Annotated in this window: 9 protein-coding genes, 1 rRNA gene and 1 pseudogene; 7 read left to right on the plus strand and 4 right to left on the minus strand. The window is 59.7% G+C overall.

Annotated features, from left to right (window positions below; translation table 11 throughout):
• Positions 1-6,075 (plus strand): annotated as a pseudogene (locus tag Q7C20_RS25450) (LapA family giant adhesin); the annotation flags it as partial.
• A 152-nt stretch (positions 6,076-6,227) separates the two neighbouring features.
• Positions 6,228-6,566, plus strand: coding sequence for a tryptophan synthase subunit beta (locus Q7C20_RS25455; protein WP_078740052.1), 339 nt, complete (start codon positions 6,228-6,230; stop codon positions 6,564-6,566).
• A 437-nt stretch (positions 6,567-7,003) separates the two neighbouring features.
• Here the strand turns inward: Q7C20_RS25455 and lapD are convergent, their stop codons facing one another.
• Both lapD and lapG read right to left on the minus strand, forming a co-directional pair.
• Positions 7,004-8,950, minus strand: a complete 1,947-nt coding sequence (lapD, locus tag Q7C20_RS25460; protein WP_375071007.1) for a cyclic di-GMP receptor LapD — start codon at positions 8,948-8,950, stop codon at positions 7,004-7,006.
• A 14-nt stretch (positions 8,951-8,964) separates the two neighbouring features.
• Positions 8,965-9,657, minus strand: coding sequence for a cysteine protease LapG (lapG, locus tag Q7C20_RS25465; protein ID WP_348061718.1), 693 nt, complete (start codon positions 9,655-9,657; stop codon positions 8,965-8,967).
• A gap of 249 nt (positions 9,658-9,906) precedes the next feature.
• Between lapG and Q7C20_RS25470 the strand changes: the two genes are divergently transcribed.
• The 5 genes from Q7C20_RS25470 (at position 9,907) to Q7C20_RS25490 (ending at position 16,515) form a co-directional block, all read left to right on the plus strand.
• On the plus strand, positions 9,907-10,617 hold the full coding sequence (locus Q7C20_RS25470; protein ID WP_375071008.1) for a GntR family transcriptional regulator: 711 nt from the start codon (positions 9,907-9,909) through the stop codon (positions 10,615-10,617).
• Positions 10,618-10,967: 350 nt separating this feature from the next.
• Complete coding sequence (locus Q7C20_RS25475) at positions 10,968-11,726, plus strand: DUF3050 domain-containing protein (protein WP_375071009.1); 759 nt, start codon at positions 10,968-10,970, stop codon at positions 11,724-11,726.
• Complete coding sequence (locus Q7C20_RS25480) at positions 11,723-12,670, plus strand: diiron oxygenase (protein WP_375071010.1); 948 nt, start codon at positions 11,723-11,725, stop codon at positions 12,668-12,670. The genes Q7C20_RS25475 and Q7C20_RS25480 overlap by 4 nt, the downstream gene beginning before the upstream one ends.
• Positions 12,667-16,038: an amino acid adenylation domain-containing protein gene (locus Q7C20_RS25485; RefSeq protein ID WP_375071011.1), complete on the plus strand. Its 3,372-nt coding sequence runs from the start codon at positions 12,667-12,669 to the stop codon at positions 16,036-16,038. The genes Q7C20_RS25480 and Q7C20_RS25485 overlap by 4 nt, the downstream gene beginning before the upstream one ends.
• Before the next feature lie 18 nt (positions 16,039-16,056).
• Entirely contained in the window at positions 16,057-16,515 is a 459-nt protein-coding gene (locus Q7C20_RS25490) for an SRPBCC family protein (RefSeq protein WP_375071012.1), read from the plus strand.
• 37 nt (positions 16,516-16,552) lie between these two features.
• Here Q7C20_RS25490 and Q7C20_RS25495 read toward each other — a convergent pair whose 3' ends face one another.
• Both Q7C20_RS25495 and rrf read right to left on the minus strand, forming a co-directional pair.
• A complete protein-coding gene (locus Q7C20_RS25495) occupies positions 16,553-18,433 on the minus strand; it encodes a methyl-accepting chemotaxis protein (protein WP_375071013.1) in 1,881 nt (626 codons plus the stop codon).
• A gap of 404 nt (positions 18,434-18,837) precedes the next feature.
• Positions 18,838-18,953 (minus strand): 5S ribosomal RNA (gene rrf, locus Q7C20_RS25500).
• Positions 18,954-19,107 lie beyond the last annotated feature (154 nt).

Here is a 19,107-nt window from a genome sequence, read left to right on the forward strand (position 1 = left end):
GCTGTGACCGTCACCCTGAGCAACGGCCAGACGATCAACATCGAAGCGGGCAAATCCTCCGGCAGCGCTGTTTTCCACACCCCAGCCAACGACGTCTACAACAACGGCTCAACCGTCAGCACCACGATCACCAACGCCACTGGCGGCAACTTCGAGAACCTGGCTAAAAACCCTGCGCCAGCGGTGACCACGATCACTGACTCGGTCGACACCACCACCGTTACCCTGACGGCGAACCCATCCGTTGTTGAAGGCGGTGACATCACTTACACCGCTACGCTGACCAACCCAGCGCAAACAGCGGTGACCGTGACGTTGAGCAACGGCCAGACGATCAACATCGAAGCGGGCAAGTCCTCCGGCAGCGCTGTTTTCCATACCCCAGCCAACGATGTGTACAACAACGGCTCAACCGTCAGCACCACGATCACCAACGCCACTGGCGGCAACTTCGAGAACTTGGCTAAAAACCCTGCGCCAGCGGTGACCACCATCACCGACTCGGTCGACACCACCACTGTTACCCTGACGGCGAACCCGTCGGTCGTTGAAGGCGGTGACATTACTTACACCGCCACACTGACCAACCCAGCGCAAACAGCGGTGAACGTGACGTTAAGCAACGGCCAGACGATCAACATCGAAGCGGGCAAATCCTCCGGCAGCGCTGTTTTCCACACGCCAGCCAACGACGTCTACAACAACGGCTCAACCGTTAGCACCACGATCACCAACGCCACTGGCGGCAACTTCGAGAACCTGGCTAAGAACCCTGCGCCAGCCGTGACCACCATCACCGACTCGGTCGACACCACCACCGTCACCCTGACCGCGAACCCGTCGGTTGTTGAAGGCGGCACCATTACCTACACCGCCACGCTGACTAACCCGGCGCAGACCGCTGTGACCGTGACGTTGAGCAACGGCCAGACGATCAACATCGATCCCGGCAAGTCCACCGGCACTGTTGTGTTCCAAACGCCGCCGAACGACGTTTACAACAACGGCTCGACCGTCAGCACCACGATCACCAAGGCTACCGGCGGTAACTTCGAGAATCTGGCAACAAGCTCCGCGCCAGCGGTGACCACCATCACCGACTCGATCGACACCACCACCGTGACCCTGAGCGCGCCAAGCGCAGTCAACGAAGGCGGCACGATCACTTACACCGCCACCTTGAGCAACAAGGCTGGCAGCGACATGGTGATCACGCTGGATAACGGCTCGACGATCAAGATTGCCAAGGATTCTCTGGTCGGCCAGGTGACCGTCAATGCGCCTGGCGATGACGTGTTCATCGACAAGAGCACGCAGACGGTCAACATCAATGGCATCACCGGCGGCAATTTCGAGAAGCTGAGCCTGACGCCAGGTGGCGCCACCACGGTGGTCAACGACACCATCGATACTGTGCGAATCCTGCTGACTGCCACTGGCAGCGTCGGCGAGAAGGGCAACATCGTCTACACCGCCACGCTGGTCGATAAAGACGGGCATACCGTCAATAACGTCGGCAAGACGGTGGTGATCGAGCTGGATAACGGCAAGACCATCAGCATTGCCGATGGCCAGAGCGCCAACACGGCCACCGTTGTCGCGCCTAACGACGTGTACGCCGGCAACCAGACCGTGACAGCCGCCATCAAAGGCGTGACCGGTGGTGAGCAGTTCGAGAACCTGGTGCCGGTCAAGGATCCGGTGAGCACCACCGTTTACGACACTCCGGGCACGACTGATCTGACCAGCGTCACGTTGACCGCGCCAAGCGCCGTCAACGAAGGCGGCACCATCACTTACACCGCCACCTTGAGCAACAAGGCCGGCAGCGACATGGTGGTGACGCTGGATAACGGCTCGAGCATCACCATCAAGCAAGGCGCCACCGTAGGCACGGTAACCGTCAATGCGCCGGGCGATGATGTGTTCATCGACAAGAGCACCCAGACCGTCAAGATCACCGGCACCACCGGCGGTAATTTCGAAGGCGTGACCGTCACTCCGGGCGGCGCGACCACCGTGGTTAACGACACCATCGATGATGTGACCGTGTCGCTCAAGGCCAACGGCTCCGTCAGCGAAGGCGGCCAGATCACCTACACCGCGTCGCTGGTCGACAAGAACGGCAATGCTGTGACCAACCTCGGTTCCGACCTGGTGGTGAAGCTGGATAACGGCTCGACCATTACCATCGGCAGCGGCAAGTCCAGCAGCACCGCCACCGTCACTGCACCTAACGATGCGTACATCGGCGCCAGCGATGTGACTACCAAGATCGCCAGCGTGGTCAGCGGTGGCGACAAGTACGAACACCTGATCGTCGACGCCAGCACCGTGACCACCAAGGTCACCGACGTGGTTACCAACACCACTATCAGCATTACCGGCGACACGTCGGTGACTGAGGGCGGCACGGCGAACTACACCCTGACCTTGAGCAACCCGGCGCAAACCGATGTGACCGTGACACTCAAGTACAGCGGCACCGCCACCGACGGTTCGGACTTCACGGGCGTGTACACCGTGAAGATCCCGGCCGGCGCCAGCAGTGTGCCGTTCACGATTGGCACGATCGACGACAAGATCACCGAGCCGACCGAAACCATCGTCATCACCATCGACAAAACCACCGGCGGTAACTTCGAGAACCTGGTGGTGGGTAACGGCAGCGTCAGCACCAATATCATCGACAACGATGCGCCGCCGGTCATCGACCTGGACGCCAATAACTCCAGCGGCGCTACCGGTGCCGACTACAAGACGTCGTTCACCGAAGGCGGCACTGGCGTGTCGATTGCTGACACCGACATCAAGATTACCGATCCGGACAGCACCAAACTGACCGGCGCCACTGTCGTCCTGACCAACCTCCAGCAGGGTGACGCGCTGAACTTCACCAGCGTGACCGGCATTACTGTCAAACCGGTCACAGACCTTGCCACTGGCAAGATCACCTTGACCCTGTCCGGCGCGGCGACGCTGGCTGACTACATGCAGCAGATCAAGAACATCACGTTCTCCAACAACAGCCACGACCCGAGCACCACGCCTCGCACCATTACCGTGACCGTGACCGATGGCGGCAACTACTCCAACGTGGCCACCGCCACGGTCAACGTAGTGGCGGTCAACGATGCACCGGTCGCCACCGGCAGCGCTGTGACAGGCACCGAAGACATGCCGTTGGCGCTGACCTGGGCCAACTTCGGCGTGACCGATGTGGACTCGCCACAAAGCAGCCTCGGTGTGAAAATCACCGACCTGCCGGCGGCCGGCAAGCTGCAGTTCCTGGCAGCCGATGGCACCACCTGGACCAACGTAACCGCGGGCCAAACCTTCACCAAAACCCAGATCGATGCCGGCCAGCTGCGCTTTACGCCGAACACCAACGAATCCGGCACCAACGGTTACGGCGGCAGCGGCATTGGCAACAACCAGGCGGATTACGCGCAGTTCAAGTTCCAGCCTACTGACGGCAAGGACCTGGGCACCAGCGCCACGGTGAAAGTCGATATCACCCCGGTGGCCGACGCGCCGACCCTGAATGTGGCCGATAACAGCGTCAACTCGATCGGCTTGCTCAAGCAAAGCTGGAACAGCGTTGCCGGCATCGGCACAAACGGTAACGGCGCGGCACCGGCCGACCTGAAAAACGCCATTGATAACGCCGGCACGCCGAACAGCAGCGCCATCGTGACCAATGTGGAGTCCACCACCAGTGTCGCAGCCGGCAGTGGCTCGAAGATCTCCGGCCTGATGTACATGGAAGCCGGCAAGAGCTACACCTTCAGCGGTGTCGCGGATGACAGCCTGGTGATCAACATCGGCGGCAAAGATGTGGCCAGCGGCTTGTGGGGCACCAACAGCGGCAAGTTCAGCGGTTCGATCACCCCGACCGTGAGCGGCTACTACAGCATCGAGATTTACCATGCCAACCAATCCGGCCCTGGCAGCTATGACGTCAACCTGTCGGTAAACGGCGCAGCCGCCCAGGACTTGAGCACCGCTGGCGTGCCGCTTTACACCGGTATCACCGACCTGACCAACGCCGGCGTGACCGTGTCCGACCTGCATGGCAGCAACGGTGACGGTTACTACGTGGGCTACAAGCTCAACGAAGGCGCGGAAAACGGCACCGTCAAACTGTCCAAGGTCACCACTGCACTGACCGACACCGACGGTTCGGAAACCCTGAGCGTGAAGATCGGCGGCGTGCCCGCAGGCTCCGTGCTGACCGATGCCTCCGGCCATACCTTCACCGCGACCAAAGCCGTGGGCGAAGTCAACGTGACCGGCTGGGACCTGAGCACCCTGACCATCAAGCCGCCGACCTACTACAGCGGCCAGTTCAACCTGACGGTCACCTCGACCTCCACCGAGAACCTCGGCGGCTCGGCCGTCACCACCGCGCAGTTGCCGGTCACCGTCTACCCGGCGACCTACAACGCGGTGACCGGTACTTCGGGCAGTGACGCGATCACCGGCACCGACGGCAACGACATTGTCATCGCCGACATCGGCGGCCTGAACGTGGTGCAGGGCAAGAACTACAACATCGCGTTCATGGTAGATAGCTCGGGCAGTATGACCACCGCGTCGATCAACGCGGCGAAGGCTTCGCTGACCTCGGTGTTCAACGCGCTCAAAGACAGCCTGGGCGCCAACACGTCGGGTACGGTGAATATCTTCCTGGCAGACTTCGATACCCAGGTGAACAAGTCGGTCGCGATTAACCTCAACGATTCAAACGCCCTGACGCTGCTCAAGTCGGTTCTGGATTCGATGGCGTCGGGCGGCGGTACCAACTACGAAGACGTGTTCAAGACCACGGCCAACTTCTTCCAGAGCAGCCTGGCCACTGGCAACACAGGCGCCACCAACCTGACCTACTTCATCACCGACGGCCAGCCGACGTTCTATCAGAGCGGCGAGCAAACCAACCCGACGCTGTACAGCAACGTGAAGTTTGACGATGTGGTGACCACGTCCAACTACACACCGGGTAACTCGGTTGCCAAGTATCTGGATGACACTCACTACTTCAGCATCGACACGTCGGGAGCGGCTGCACTGCAGACGTGGAATGGCTATCAGTGGGTGTACAAGAGCCTGGGTACCGTACACGCCCAGGGCGACGGCACCTTCGAATTGTCCAACCTGAACGGTACGGGCAACAGCACCGACTGGGCGACCCTGAGCAACGCCAAAAGCGCGTTCGCGCTGCTGGGCGGGTTGTCGCAAGTGGAAGCCATCGGCATCAACGGTGACGTCAGCCTCAGCGACCTCAAGCCGTACGACAGCGATGGCAAGCCGCAAACCAACATCGACCCGCAGGACTTGGCCAACGCCATCCTCGGCCACACCGAAGCGACGCTGCCAGGCGCCGACACCGTCAACGGTGGCGACGGCAACGACATCATCTTCGGCGACCTGGTGAGCTTCAGCGGCGTTACCGGTGAGGGTTACAACGCCTTGCAGGCATTTGTTGCACAGAAGACCGGTGTGGCCGTCACGGCCGTAACCGCCTCTAACGTGCACCAGTACGTGACCGAGCACTACGCTGACTTCGACGTGTCTGGCGCCAAAGACGGCAACGACACGCTGCTGGGCGGTTCGGGCGATGACATCCTGTTCGGCCAGGGCGGCAACGACTACCTGGACGGCGGCAAAGGCAATGACATCCTGCTGGGCGGCACCGGTAACGACACCTTGATCGGTGGGCCGGGCAACGACATCCTGATCGGCGGTGCGGGCGCCGACACCTTCATCTGGAAAGCGGGTGACATCGGTAACGATGTGATCAAAGACTTCAAGGCGTCGGAAGGTGACCGCATCGATCTCAAGGATCTGTTGAAGGGTGAGACGGACAGCACCATCGACAACTACCTGAAGATCACCACGGTAGACGGCGTGTCGACCCTGCAAGTGAGCAGTGAAGGCAAGCTCAACGCCGCCGGTGGCCTGGCCAACGCCGATGTGACGATCAAGCTGGAAGGCAACGATTGGTCGCACACCAGCATCAACTCGCTGATCAGCGGCGCCGACCCGACCATCAAGATCGATCACACCGCCTAAGACGCGATTAACCGGCCGCCCCCAGGGGCGGCCGATTTATTTGCGCCACAGGTTGCTGGCCCTGGCGCCGGGTTGCATCGCATACTCGCGCCTATAAACACACCGTTGACCTATGCTGGTGATGGCGTGTGGCTTATTTTCGAGGGGTTCTTATGTTTTACGTGCAACGTGATGCACAGGGCGCACTGAGTCGCGTGGAGGCTGCGGCCTTTGCCGAATCAACGGAAACGCTGCCGGCCGATCACCATGAGATACAGGCCTGGTATGCCAACGAGGTAGTGGAAACCAGCCTGGCGCAGCTCAAGCAGAGTGACCTGGAGATGATCCGGGTGCTGGACGACTTGATCCAAGTGCTGACCCGCAAGGGTTTGATCAGCGTGACGGACTTGCCGCCAGCGGCCCAGGCCAAGCTGATGGACCGTACCCACGCGCGGGAAGCGTTGGGCGGGTTGAGCCACTTGATCAATGATGAAGAGACTGGGTTGATCTGATTTTTAAGGTCGCACCAGTTCTAAATGTCAGCCGTTTCAAGGTCTTTGGAAATCGGCCATATCTGGCTGATTCCTGTACCTGTGGCGAGCGGGCTTGTCGAATCGTCGCACCGCCCGCGTTGGGTTGCGAAGCGACCCCAGAAAGAAGAATGCGGTGGGTCAGGCATTCTTCGGGCGCTGGTTTTGGGGCTGCTTCGCAGCCCAACGCGGGGCAAGCCCGCTCGCCACAGGGATAGTGTTCGCCCTTTCAGACAGATTCCCAAAGACCTTGAAAGGGCTGGCTCTAAATGTGGGAGCGAGGCTTTTGTGGCGAGGGAGCTTGCTCCCGCTGGGCAGCGAAGCGGCCCCAAAAAGCCGGGAGCGCTACGCACTCCAGCGGGAGCAAGCTCCCTCGCCACAAAAGCCCGCTCTCACATTTTTTGTGCAGCGTCAGTGGGTTATTTCCACGGCGCAGGCTCACCAAACAGCTGGCCCTGCACACCAAAAATCCCCATCTCGCGAATCACCTTCAGCTCGCCTTCGGTCTCCACGCGCTCGGCAATCAACGGCAGGTCGATGCTGTGCGCCGCGCGTTGGATTGCTTCGATAAACAGGCGTTTGTCGCTTTCCTGATCGATGGCGCGGATGTAGCTGCCGTCGATCTTCAGGTACGCCAGGCCCAGGCGTGCCAGGTTGCCGATCATGCTGAAGCGCCCACCAAAACGCTGAAGGCTGAGGGAGAAGCCCAGCTCGCGCAGGCGATGGGTCAACGCTTCCAGCAACGCCTGTTCGGGCAATTGTTCTTCGCCAATTTCCAGGGTCAGGCGTGGGCCGAGATTGCTGTGTTGACGCAGCAACTCAACAATCTTGTTCAGCGCCTGCGGGTCTTGCAGGGTCGCGGCCGAGAGGTTCAGTGCCAGGCTATGGCTGTGGCTGGCCATTTGTTCAAGCACTTGCTCGAGCATCAGGCGGTCCAGGCGGGCCGTCCAGCCGAAGCGGTCCAGCCATGGCAGGAAGCGCCCGGCCGGAATGGTGTGGCCGTCTTCGTCCTGCAAGCGCGACAACACTTTGTAATGCAACACCATCTGCGGGTCCTGGCTGGCAACCACCGGCTGGAAGTACAGCTGGAAACGCTGCTGGGTCAGGGCCTGGTCGAGCAATGTATGCCAGGCGTGATGATCATCACCAACGCTGGCGGAGGCGCTGTGGTCCAGGCACACCCAGCTGCTCTCGCCCTGCCCTTCGGCCTGCGCCAGCGCTTGGTCAGCCAGAGCCAGCAAGGCCTGAGGCGCGTCACCATGGTTGAACGGCGCCAGCCCGATATACGCGACCGGTGTGACGTCACTGGCACCGGTGGCCTGCAGGCTGAGCAAGGTGCTTTCGAGATTCTGCGCCAATTGCAGCGCCTCTTCGCGCACCAGCCCCGGCGCCAGCACCGCGAACTCACCGCCGCGAATACGGGTTACGAGGTTATGGGTTTCCGGGTACGGCTCACACTGGCGCAGCAGTTGCTGGCCGACCGCTTGCAGCAGCTGGTCGGTGCGCTGGCCGCCCAGGCGTTGGTTGAGGCCAGCCAGGTCTTTCACGCGAAGCAACAACAGGTAGCCTGAGTTGGTCTCTTCGGGGTTGCTGACCCGTGCGTTGAGTTGCATCTCGAAGTAGCGGCGATTGGCCAAGCCGGTGAGGTTGTCCTGATAGGACTCGGTGCGCAGTTTTTCACTGCGCTCGGCCTGTTCCTGAAACAGCGCCTTGAGCTTTTCGACCATCTGGTTCATGGCCTGTACCACGCGACGCAGTTCCGGCGTGCGCGGCAGGTCGGGCAAGCTGAGGAATTCCCGGCGGGCAATGGCATGGGACTGCTTGACCATGTAGTCCAGCGGTTTCAATTGCCGACGCAACAGCAGCGCGCCGAGCACCGCACTCACCGCGCCGCACAGCAGCAACCAGCCAAGGCTGCCCAGGGCGCTCTGCCAGAGTTTGGCCAGGGCGAACATGGGATGGCTGACCACTTCCACGCGCGCCGCCTGTTCCCAGCCGCGATTGACCAGCGCATCGCCGCCAGCCGGCTCCAGGCCGATCAGCTTGACGAACCAGTCGGGCACACCGTTGCTGTCGGGGATGCCGCTGCGCTCGACGATGGTTTTGTCAGTGGCCAGGTCGACTACGCGAATGCTCGCGTAGTAGCCGCTGTCGAAGATCGAGCTGACGAGTAATTCCACCATCGCCGGGTCGTCGATATTCGGCGTCAGCGACAGCGCCAGCGCGGTCGCCGCATCTTGTGCGTGGGAACGCAGCTGGTTGACGTATTGCGTGCGCGAGCTTTCGAGGCTGACCATAAAGCTGCCGCTGAAAGCGACCACCAGGAACAGGCAGATTGCGATCAATAGTTGTTTGAACAGAGACATCCGAACAGTTACTCCTAGTTGGCAGGCTCGGCCGGGAAGCCTTCCGCACGCATTTTTCTCAACACATCCTGCCAGCGCGACAAGCGTTTGGTGTCACCGACTTTCTTGTTGCCCGTGGCGCCGGGCAAGTACAAACCCTCGGCGTTGAAGGAGTACACCGGCACCAGGTCGGTACGGCGGGTTGCCGGCAGAATCTCATCCATCAAGCTGTCGAGCACCAGCGGGATCGCTTCGGGGGTGGAATAGTACGTCAGGACCATGTGCGCGCGATTCTGGCGCAAGGCCTTGACGTAAGTAATGCGCAATTTGTCGCTGGAGACGCCCAGGTGACGCAAACTGAAATACTTTGCGATCGCGTAGTCCTCACAGTCACCGGCCCCCTTCCACAACGCTTCGATGGGTGTCTCCCAATAGTCGACCACGTGCCAAAGGTCGATGTCTTCCACATAGGTCATTTGTTTGTTGAAAAACAGGTTCACGACCTTGAGTTGCTCTTGCTCGCTGACCTGCTTTTGGGTGGCCAGCAGGCGCTGCCAGTCATCAATGCGTCGTTGCCCTTCGCCCAGCGGCCCGTACAAGGCCGTGGCCTTGCGGCTGATCTGGGAGAAATCCCAATCGGCATGCAGCCCGCCAGGCATCAAGCCGGCCAACAGAATCGCTGAAAGTAGCCAGCTCAGGAGTCGAGAGGGAATAAAACTTACCGCCAAGGCGTTCAGTCCGTGAAGAGAGACGGAAATTCAGGGGATGGTGCAGCGTCGATAGACAAAAAACAATGGCACAGTGCAATCATTCACAAGGGGCGAAGTTTATAACCGTCCTTTGTGGGATGCATAAAGATCGCCTTGTAAGCCCTCACAAACAGAAACTTAGGGCGTTTGACAAGCGGGTGGACCCTCTCTAGGGTGCATTGGATCCAATTAAACACACTCCATTCAAGAAAGGAGGATAGCGTAACCGTGACGCAGAAGCCGAACCCATTAAGCAGCATCAAAATCAGCGGGCCTATTCCCGCTCACCTTGCTCGCGCTGTCATTGAAGAAACGTTGCGCAATGCCATTCTTGATGGCCGCTTGCCCTGCGGTACCGCGATGCGCCAGCAAGAACTGGCCAGCCTGTTTGGCGTCAGCCGCATGCCGGTGCGCGAAGCGTTGCGCCAGCTGGAAGCTCAATCGTTGCTGCATGTGGTGACCCACAAAGGCGCCGTAGTTGCGCCGCTGATCGAAGACAACTCCGCCGAGACCTACGGCCTGCGCATGCTGCTGGAATCCGAAGCATTGCGCCTGTCGATTCCGTTTCTCACCGACGCGGACATTGCCGAGGCTGACGCCCTCATCAATGCCCTGGAGCGCGAGCGTGACTACAGCGAAATTGGTCGCCTCAACCGCCTGTTCCACATGGCCCTGTATGGCAAGGCGCCCAATCAGCGGTTGCTCAAGCTGGTGGAACACGGCTTGAACGAGGAAGAGCGCTTTTTGCGGTTCAACCTTGAGGCGATGGGGTTGGGCGAGACGTCCCAGGAAGATCACCGCGAACTGCTCAGCCTGGTGGCACAGAAGAAGGTCGAGGAAAGCATCCTGACACTGCGTAACCACCTGATGCGAGGTATGGAGGTGATCACCACTTACCTGAATGGGCTGGAAGCGGCTGACAAAAAAGCGGAACACTGAGTTTTCTTAACACCCCGAACGGTACGGGCCCCTTTTCCAAGGGCCCCACGTTATTTCGACTGGCCTGTTTAACCCGTTTTATATAAGCCTGCTTACATCCAGGAAGTTTCCTACCTTTATATTCGCAACTTACTCACAACAAATGCCTTCTCGACAATATATCTAATACATTCACACGTTCATCAAAGCGTTTAATCAGATTAGTATCGTCCACCCATAAAAACCAACACTTCGTCCGGCAGCCACTATCCATGTCCGGTTAGCGCTGCGCGCGTGGCGTGGACAATCTTCAATGACTTAAACCCTCTCACTGTTTTCCGAGCAGTCGCAACAACTTATAGGCATCAACCATGCATCAACACTTGCTTGAACAAAAGAAACTGCAGTTGTGCAGCCATCCGTTATTTACAGAAATAACTTCAATTAACAAGTTACAACTTTTTATGGAGCACCATGTGTTTGCTGTTTGGGACTTTATGAGCCTGACCAAACGCCTGCAGCAGGATTTAACCTGCACCCAACTGCCTTGGCTGCCACCCGCCGACCCGCATGCCGCGCGCCTGATCAATGAAATCGTGCTCGGCGAAGAATCGGATGAGCACCCCACAAAGGGCCATTGCAGCCATTTCGAACTGTATCTGGAAGCAATGGCCGAAATCGGCGCCGACACTCGCCCCATCCAGCGCTTTATTGAGCTGCAGCGCGAGGGTGTCGAAGCCAGCCTGGCCTTGAAAATCGCCGATGTGCTGCCGGGTGCTGCGCGCTTTGTCGACAGCACCTTGCAGGTCGCGCTGAATGCCGACACCCACTGCGTCGCCGCGGCCTTCCTGCATGGCCGCGAGAGCGTCATTGCGTCGATGTTCGAACGCATTTTGCACGGAAACACGTGCATTACCCTTCAGGCGCCGACCTTGTGCCATTACCTGCACCGCCACATCGAGCTGGACACTCAAGAGCATGGCCCGGGCGCCGAGCAGTTGCTGAGACGCCTGATCGGCGCAGACTCGATTCGCCAGCGCCAGGCCAATGAAGCTGCCCTCGCTACCGTACACAGCCGTATCCGCTTCTGGGACGATGTACGCGCCTCGCTGCAAGAGGTGCAACCGTGAACGCCGCAGACTACCGCTCCTTTGCCGACGACTGGGAACGCCGTGCGACCATTCGCACTCGCCCACGGCGCATGCTCGAAAACGACGACAGGTTGATCTTCCCCGTGTGCCGCCAACCCTTGGTGCTGAGCGCGACCTTTGTCGAACACTGCTCGCCGTGGCGTGATTTCGTGCTGATTCAAAGCTTCTACAAATTCCTGCATGACGTGGTGATCTTCGAAACCGAGATCGTCGACAAGACCGCCCGCCGCATTGCCAAGAACCGTTTCTGCCTGCTCTTCCCACTGGCCTGTCGTTATGACGCGATGACCGTGGTGGTGGATGAGGATTACCACGCACTGGTGGCCTTGGACTTCCTCCAACAAACCGTGGCGATGACGGGCATACAACCGCTGGACTTGCCTGGGCAAATCGAACTCAGCCGCGCCCTGCCGGCGGCTCAGGCTCTGGCCCCGACACACCTGCGCGATGCCGTGGAGTTGATTGCCGTGGCCATCGCCGAAAACACCGTCACCCATGACGTCGCGGCGTTTTCCAAGGACGACAGCGTCAAGGCATCCATTCGCGGCTTGATGGCCGATCACCTGTTTGATGAAGGGCGCCACGCGCAATTCTGGACGAACCTGGTGCGCATCTACTGGCAGGCGGCGTGCCCGGCCGACCGCGACAGCATCGCTGAAGTGCTGCCGACTTTTTTAAGGCTCTACCTGACCAACGACCTACAGAAAACCTTCGATCTGCACCTGATTGAACAGCTTGGCGTGAGCGCCGCGATTCGCGATGCATTAAGGGCCGACGTCGCGGCGCTGGATTTTCCCATCACCCGCCACCATCCGCTGCTGGGCAACATCATGGGTTTTTTGCAGCACAGCGGTTTGCTGCAGACACCCAGCGTCGCCCGAGCCCTGGACGCCTATCTACCTGAATCGCGGAGGCCGACATGAGGCGGCTGACGATCGGCTGGAGCGGCACCAGCCATGCTCTGGAAGCAATCCGGCAGGCGTTGGCAGCGTATGGGCACATCAGCGCAAACGAAGCCCTCGACCTGCTCATCGAAGACGGCAGCCAAGCGCTGTCCGCACCTGAAGGCCAAGCCCAACAGTTAAGCCTGCGCGTGGCAATCGGGCCCATGTCCGAATACGGGCTACCTTCCTTGCAGTTGCGCTGCTACGACCATGACTATCGCGTGCTGGCGGTGCAAGACCTTGCCGAGGAGCTCAGCGGCAACGGTCAGCACCTGTGCCGAGGGGCAACGCGTGTGTTGGTGGAGTGGGTGGCCATGCTGGTCAGCGGCTTCTCACGAGACGCTAACGCCTTCACCGCCGAGGCCACCGCGAACGCTTGGCCGGAGCAAGGTTTGCAGGGGCTGGATGCACTGGCGTTTCTGCATCGGTTCAACCACACCGCGCAGCACGCACTGTTACAGGCTGCCCAGGTTCCTGTCATCGAACAGCTACAGGCCAGCCTTCAGACCTTCGCTGGACGGCCGGCGTTGAACATCGCGGGGCGCGTAATCACTTACCGTCAGTTGCAGGTTCGAGCCCAGTCTATCGGGATGCGTCTGCGGCCTTTGCTGGAGAGCATTGAGGCGCCGCCGGTGGTCGGCGTGTGCCTGGAAAAATCCATTGATTTGTACGCCAGCATTCTCGCCGTGCTGGGGTGCGGCGCGGTGTACTTGCCGCTGGCGCCGGATCACCCGCCACAGCGCCAGCGAACCCTGATGGCAAGCATCGGCGCCAGCGTGTTGCTGGATGATGGGCGGCACCCTTTGCGCGACCAGTTCGTTACGCTGAATGTCGGCGCTGTGGAGCCCGAGAACACGGATACGCCGTTGATGCAGCATCGCCCTGAAAGCGACGCGCCGTGCCTGGCGCTGTTCACCTCAGGCACCACGGGCGAGCCCAAAGGCGTTCTGCTCAGCCAGGGCAATCTGGCTCATTTCGCAGCGTGGGCCGGCGACTGCATGGCGCTGAACGAACAGAGCCGCGTGCTGCAATTTTCGCCAGTGAGTTTCGACTCGTCACTGATCGATATCTTCCCTGCGCTGATCGCCGGTGCCGAGTTGATCGTCCCCAGCGAAGACCAGCGCCGCGACCCTCGGCAACTGGTCGAACTGATTCGCCAACGGCGTGTGAGCCATGCGTTTTTGCCGCCGGCACTGCTCAGTATCCTGCCACTGGATCAGCCTTTGGGCCTGGCTCACCTGCTGACCGGCGGGGACGCCTGTGAGCCTTATGTAATCGAGCAATTGGCGGGCGAGTGCCAATTGCACAACCTTTACGGGCCGACCGAAACCACGGTGCTGATCACCCACCGAACGGTGCAGCGGGGTGACAGTAATCGCAATGTGGGCCGTCCCATTGCCAACAGCCAGGTGTTGATCCTCGACGACGACATGCAACCGGTGGATGAACAGGTGATGGGCGACCTGTACATCGTCGGCCCCGGTGTCAGCCTGGGGTATGTGAACGCGCCGCAGCCGTTTGATAATCCTTTCGTTGAGCTGACGCTGCCGGGTGGCCAGCGGGTGCAGGCTTATCGCAGCGGGGACCTGGCGAGGTGGACGCCGGACGGTATCGAGTTGGGCGGCCGACGGGATGAACAGGTGAAGATCCGGGGCTTTCGGGTCGAGCCCCAGGAAATCGAGAAGTGCCTGCGCAGCAGTCGTTTATTTCGCCAAGTGGCCGTGGTGGTCGATGATGATCGCCGGGTTCTGAGCTTTGTTGCCCAGCCCGAACCGGGCGCCACGCTCGCAGGTCTGCAGGTGCACGCCCAACAGTGGCTGCCCACTTACATGCACCCGCAGGGTTGGACCGAACTGCCGTGTATGCCGCTCACCCACAACGGCAAGGTCGACCGCCGGGCCTTGCTGGCGATACCCGCGCGCGCCACGCCCGGCATCGCCTCCAGCACTGCGCTGACGCCGTTACAGACGCAAATGGTGACACTGTGGGGCGAGTTGCTCGGGCTACCTTGCGCGGACCTTGGCATCGATGACAGTTTTTTCAATCTGGGAGGCCACTCCATTCTGCTGTCGACCTTGTTGTTGCGTGTGCGCGAGCAATTTGGGCGCAGCCTTCCCTTGAGCCGTTTTTTCGAGGTGCCGACCATTCGTACGCTCTGCGTGCTGATGGAAGACGGTGCCCTGCCCGACATGCCGTCAGACCGAATGGAGAACGACGCAACGCAGCCGCTGAATCTCGACATGCTGCCTGAGGCCCGCGCTGGCGACCCGCGCAGAGTGATTGTCACCGGCGCCAACAGCTTTGTGGGGGTGCACATCGTCGAGGCGCTCCTGGCCGGCGGCGCGCAGCAAGTGACGTGCCTGGTGCGCGAACGGCCGGGGCACTCGGCAATGGCGCGGTTTACCCAGGCATTGCAGGAATATCGCCTGGAGCATCTGGACCTCAGCCGCGTGCAGGTTTACGCCGCCGACATCAGCTTGCCGCGGCTGGGTCTCACCTGCGATGTGTATGACCACCTTGCTCGCAGCCACGGTGTGTTGGTGCACAACGCAGCACGGGTCAACCATGTGATGGATTACGCCTCTCTCGCCAGGGACAACGTCGAGCCGGTGCTTGAGTGCCTGCGTCTGTGTGAAACCCATTGCAAGAAAGTCTTCAATTTCATCTCGACACTGTCGGCCTGCAGCCGCATCGATGCCGGGGGGAATATTCTTGAAGCATCCGCCGCAGCGACGCTGCCGCTGTACATCAGGAATGGGTACAACCTCTCCAAATGGGTCGCCGAGCGGCTGCTGGGACGGGCGATCGAGCGAGGCGCCTGGGTCAATATCCATCGCCCCGGAAATATTACGTTCGATAGCCGCAGCGGTGTCTGCCAGCCGCACAACAACCGCCTGATGTTGATGCTCAAGGGCTCATTGCAACTGGGCCAGGTGCCGCGCCTGGCAGTGAATTTCGACCTGATGCCGGTGGATTTTTTTGCACGCTTTATTGGCTTCCACTGCGGCCAATTTGCGGTCGGTCGAAACGTCTTCAACCTGCACAACCCGCAGCCTTTGAGCTGGGAACACTACCTCGATGCATTCAGCCACGCTGGCCACCGCTTCGAGCGGGTCAGCGTTGCGCATTGGCAAAAGGCACTGCGAACGGTAGGTGGCGATAACGCGCTGTTTGGCGTGCTCGGCTTCTATCTCGATGACCTCACAGAAGACATCAGCGACACCTCCATGATCTGTCACGACAACGCGCGGGCTGGCGTGGAAGCAATGGGCGAGCAGTACCCGCAAAAGAGCCCGGCATTGTTGCGCAGGGGCTGCGACCACCTTAAGGCCATTGGCTTTCTCTGACCCGCTTCAGGACACCTTATGAAAGAGCTGCGACCCGATACATTGATCCGCAACCCTCACGGCGCGCCGGTGGTGGCGTCTGTGGAAATAGCGTGCGAGGCCGCCCGCCTGTGGCGTGTGGTAGGCCATTTCGCAGGCTTCGACGCCTTCATTCCCGCGCTGTCCCACATCGAAATGACCGGCACGGGCGTAGGCGCGTTGCGCACGAAATTTTTTCACGATGGGCACTGCGTGGTGGAGCAGCTCAACAGCCGGGACGACGAAGCCATGTGCATGACATGGACAACGCTCTACAACACGCTGAGTATCGCCCGGCTGTGGGCCGCAATGAACGTGCAAGCACTTGGCGCAAGGCGCTCGCGGGTGACCTGGACCCTTATTGGCGAACCGGTCGATTCAACCCAGGCAGAGTTTGAAAGGTTTGCGCAGGCCTTCATCGACAGCGCACTGGAGAATGTGCGCCAGATGTTCGGCTGATCAGCAGGAGCGAGGGGCCTCGCTCCTGCATCCCAGATCAGATTTTGAAGCTGTCGACCAATTGCTTCAGTCGGCTGGCTTGCTGGGACAACGCATCACAGTCCTTGAGCGTTTCGTTGAGGTTGACCACACCTTGCTGGTTCAGCAGGTTGATCTGGTTGATGTCGACATTGAGGGTTTCAACCACTGCGGTTTGTTCCTCAGTGGCGGCAGCGACCGACTGGTTCATGCCGTCGATCTCGACGATACGCTGCGTCACGCTGACCAGTCGCTCACCGGCCTGGTTGGCGACTTCAACGCTTTGCTCACTGGAGGCCTGGCTGGCGTTCATGGTGGTCACGGCTTCACGTGAACCCACTTGCAGCGAGGTGATCATTTTGTGGATTTCTTCAGCCGATTCCTGGGTACGGTGAGCCAGGTTACGCACTTCATCAGCGACCACGGCAAAGCCACGTCCAGCTTCCCCGGCACGCGCAGCTTCGATCGCTGCGTTGAGTGCCAACAGGTTGGTTTGCTGGGAGATGCCTTTGATCACATCGAGGATGTGGCCGATGTTGTCGGTACTCGCGTTGAGGGTTTCGATCTGCGTGCATGACAAGCTGATTTTCTGCGACAGCTCCGACATCGCCAGGATGGTTTGCTCCACTACCTTGCGCCCATCGTCTGCTTGCTCACTGGCGCCACTGGCGTGCTGCGATGCATCAGCGGCATTGCGCGCGATTTCCTGAGTCGCAGCGCCCAACTCGTTGATCGCCGCAGCCACGCTGTTGGTGCGCGCACTTTGCTCGTCCGAGCCGATGATCGAGGCATTAGAGGATGCCATGACGCGCTGGGAGAGGTCGTGCACTTGGCGAGTCGCCGAAGACACCTCGGAAATGGAGGCGTGGATGCGTTCAACGAACTGGTTGAAAGCACTGCCTACTTCGCCGAACTCATCTTTGCTGGTCACGTCCAGGCGGCGGGTCAAATCACCTTCGCCCTGGGCAATATCCTTCATGGCCACACCCATCGCGTTCAGCGGGCGCAGTAATACTTGAATCAGCAGGCTCAAGAGCACTGCAATCGCCACGACTGCGATCAGCATGGCGATCAACGCAGAAGTTCGGAATTTGCCGAGCTGTGCGTAGGCCTTGTCTTTGTCGATCGACAGGCCGATGTACCAGTCTGCACCCGGCAAGCCGTTGACCGGGGTGAACGAGAGGATACGGTCCTTGCCATTGAGGACAACGTCTTGGCTAACCTTCTCGATACGAACATTGGCGCCTGGGTAGATGTCCTTGAGATTTTTCATCACCTGGTCCTCATCAGGACTGACGATAACCTGCCCGTCCGCGCTGACCAGAAACGCGTGGCCGATGCCGCCGAAATCCACTGCGTTGATGATCTTCACCAGGGTTTGCAAGCTCAAGTCGCCACCGACCACACCCAGCAGTTCGCCGTTCTTTTTAACCGGCAGGGCGATGGTTACGATCTGCCCACCCACGGCCGCCATGTACGGCGGAGTGAGCATGGTTTTATCGGCAGCTACAGCTTGTTTATACCAAGGCCGCTGACGCGGATCGTAATCGGCCGGCATCTTGGCGTCAGGGCGCTGGGTGAACACGCCATTGGTTTGCCCGACATAGGTGAACTGGAAGTTCGACGTGAGGGCCGGTTGATCGACTAACCCCGGCAAGTCCGCACTGCTGCCTTGATGAGCCATGTTTTGCGCCAAGCTTTCAAGGACCAGGATGCGGCCACTGAGCCAGTTCTGCACGCTGCTGGCGGTCAGTTCACCGGACTGCTGAACAGACGACTCGATGTTTTGCTTGATGGTGCTGCGCTGCAGGTAGTCGTTGTAAAGCGTGAATAACGCGAAGGCCAAAACGACGACGCCTGACGCGGCCAACAGAATTTTATGGCTGAATTTGAGATTCATTTCATCGACTTCTTTTTGCCAAAGGGGGGTGAGCGTGCCGAGTGGAACATTCCATGTAACGCGATAGGCGAACTCTCAGGCCGCGCTGTCTCATTGCACGCATGGCTCGTCAGGCTTTCGGCCGAACTTCGACAAAACTTAGGAATTTGTGAGATGCATCCTCTTTTTACGTAGGAAACCGATCAGCGGCATTGCCGATGCGGCGGACCTGGCGCGAGGCGGGAAGCGATCGCTTGAAATCTGGGTGCCTGATGTCTTGCTGCGCACCATCGCCCTTGGGTGGGCTGATCGATGGAGCAATTGAATGCGCGTCTCATGGGAATGCTTAGAGGGGTTGTTATTACTCAGGCCCCTAAACGACAAAACCCCTGTCAGCGCTAGCAGACAGGGGTTTCGGAATTCAATCTTGACGATGACCTACTCTCACATGGGGAAACCCCACACTACCATCGGCGATGCATCGTTTCACTGCTGAGTTCGGGATGGGATCAGGTGGTTCCAATGCTCTATGGTCGTCAAGAAATTCTGTGTACCAGTCCGTCGCGCTAGCAACGTGCCGGTGAAAATCATGGACTTCTACATAAACAAAACCCCTGCTTGCGTTAGCAAACAGGGGTTCTGGAATTTAATCTTGACGATGACCTACTCTCACATGGGGAAACCCCACACTACCA

Origin of the sequence: Pseudomonas sp. AMR01 (assembly GCF_041946035.1) — a bacterium.
GTDB lineage: Bacteria > Pseudomonadota > Gammaproteobacteria > Pseudomonadales > Pseudomonadaceae > Aquipseudomonas > Aquipseudomonas antarctica_B.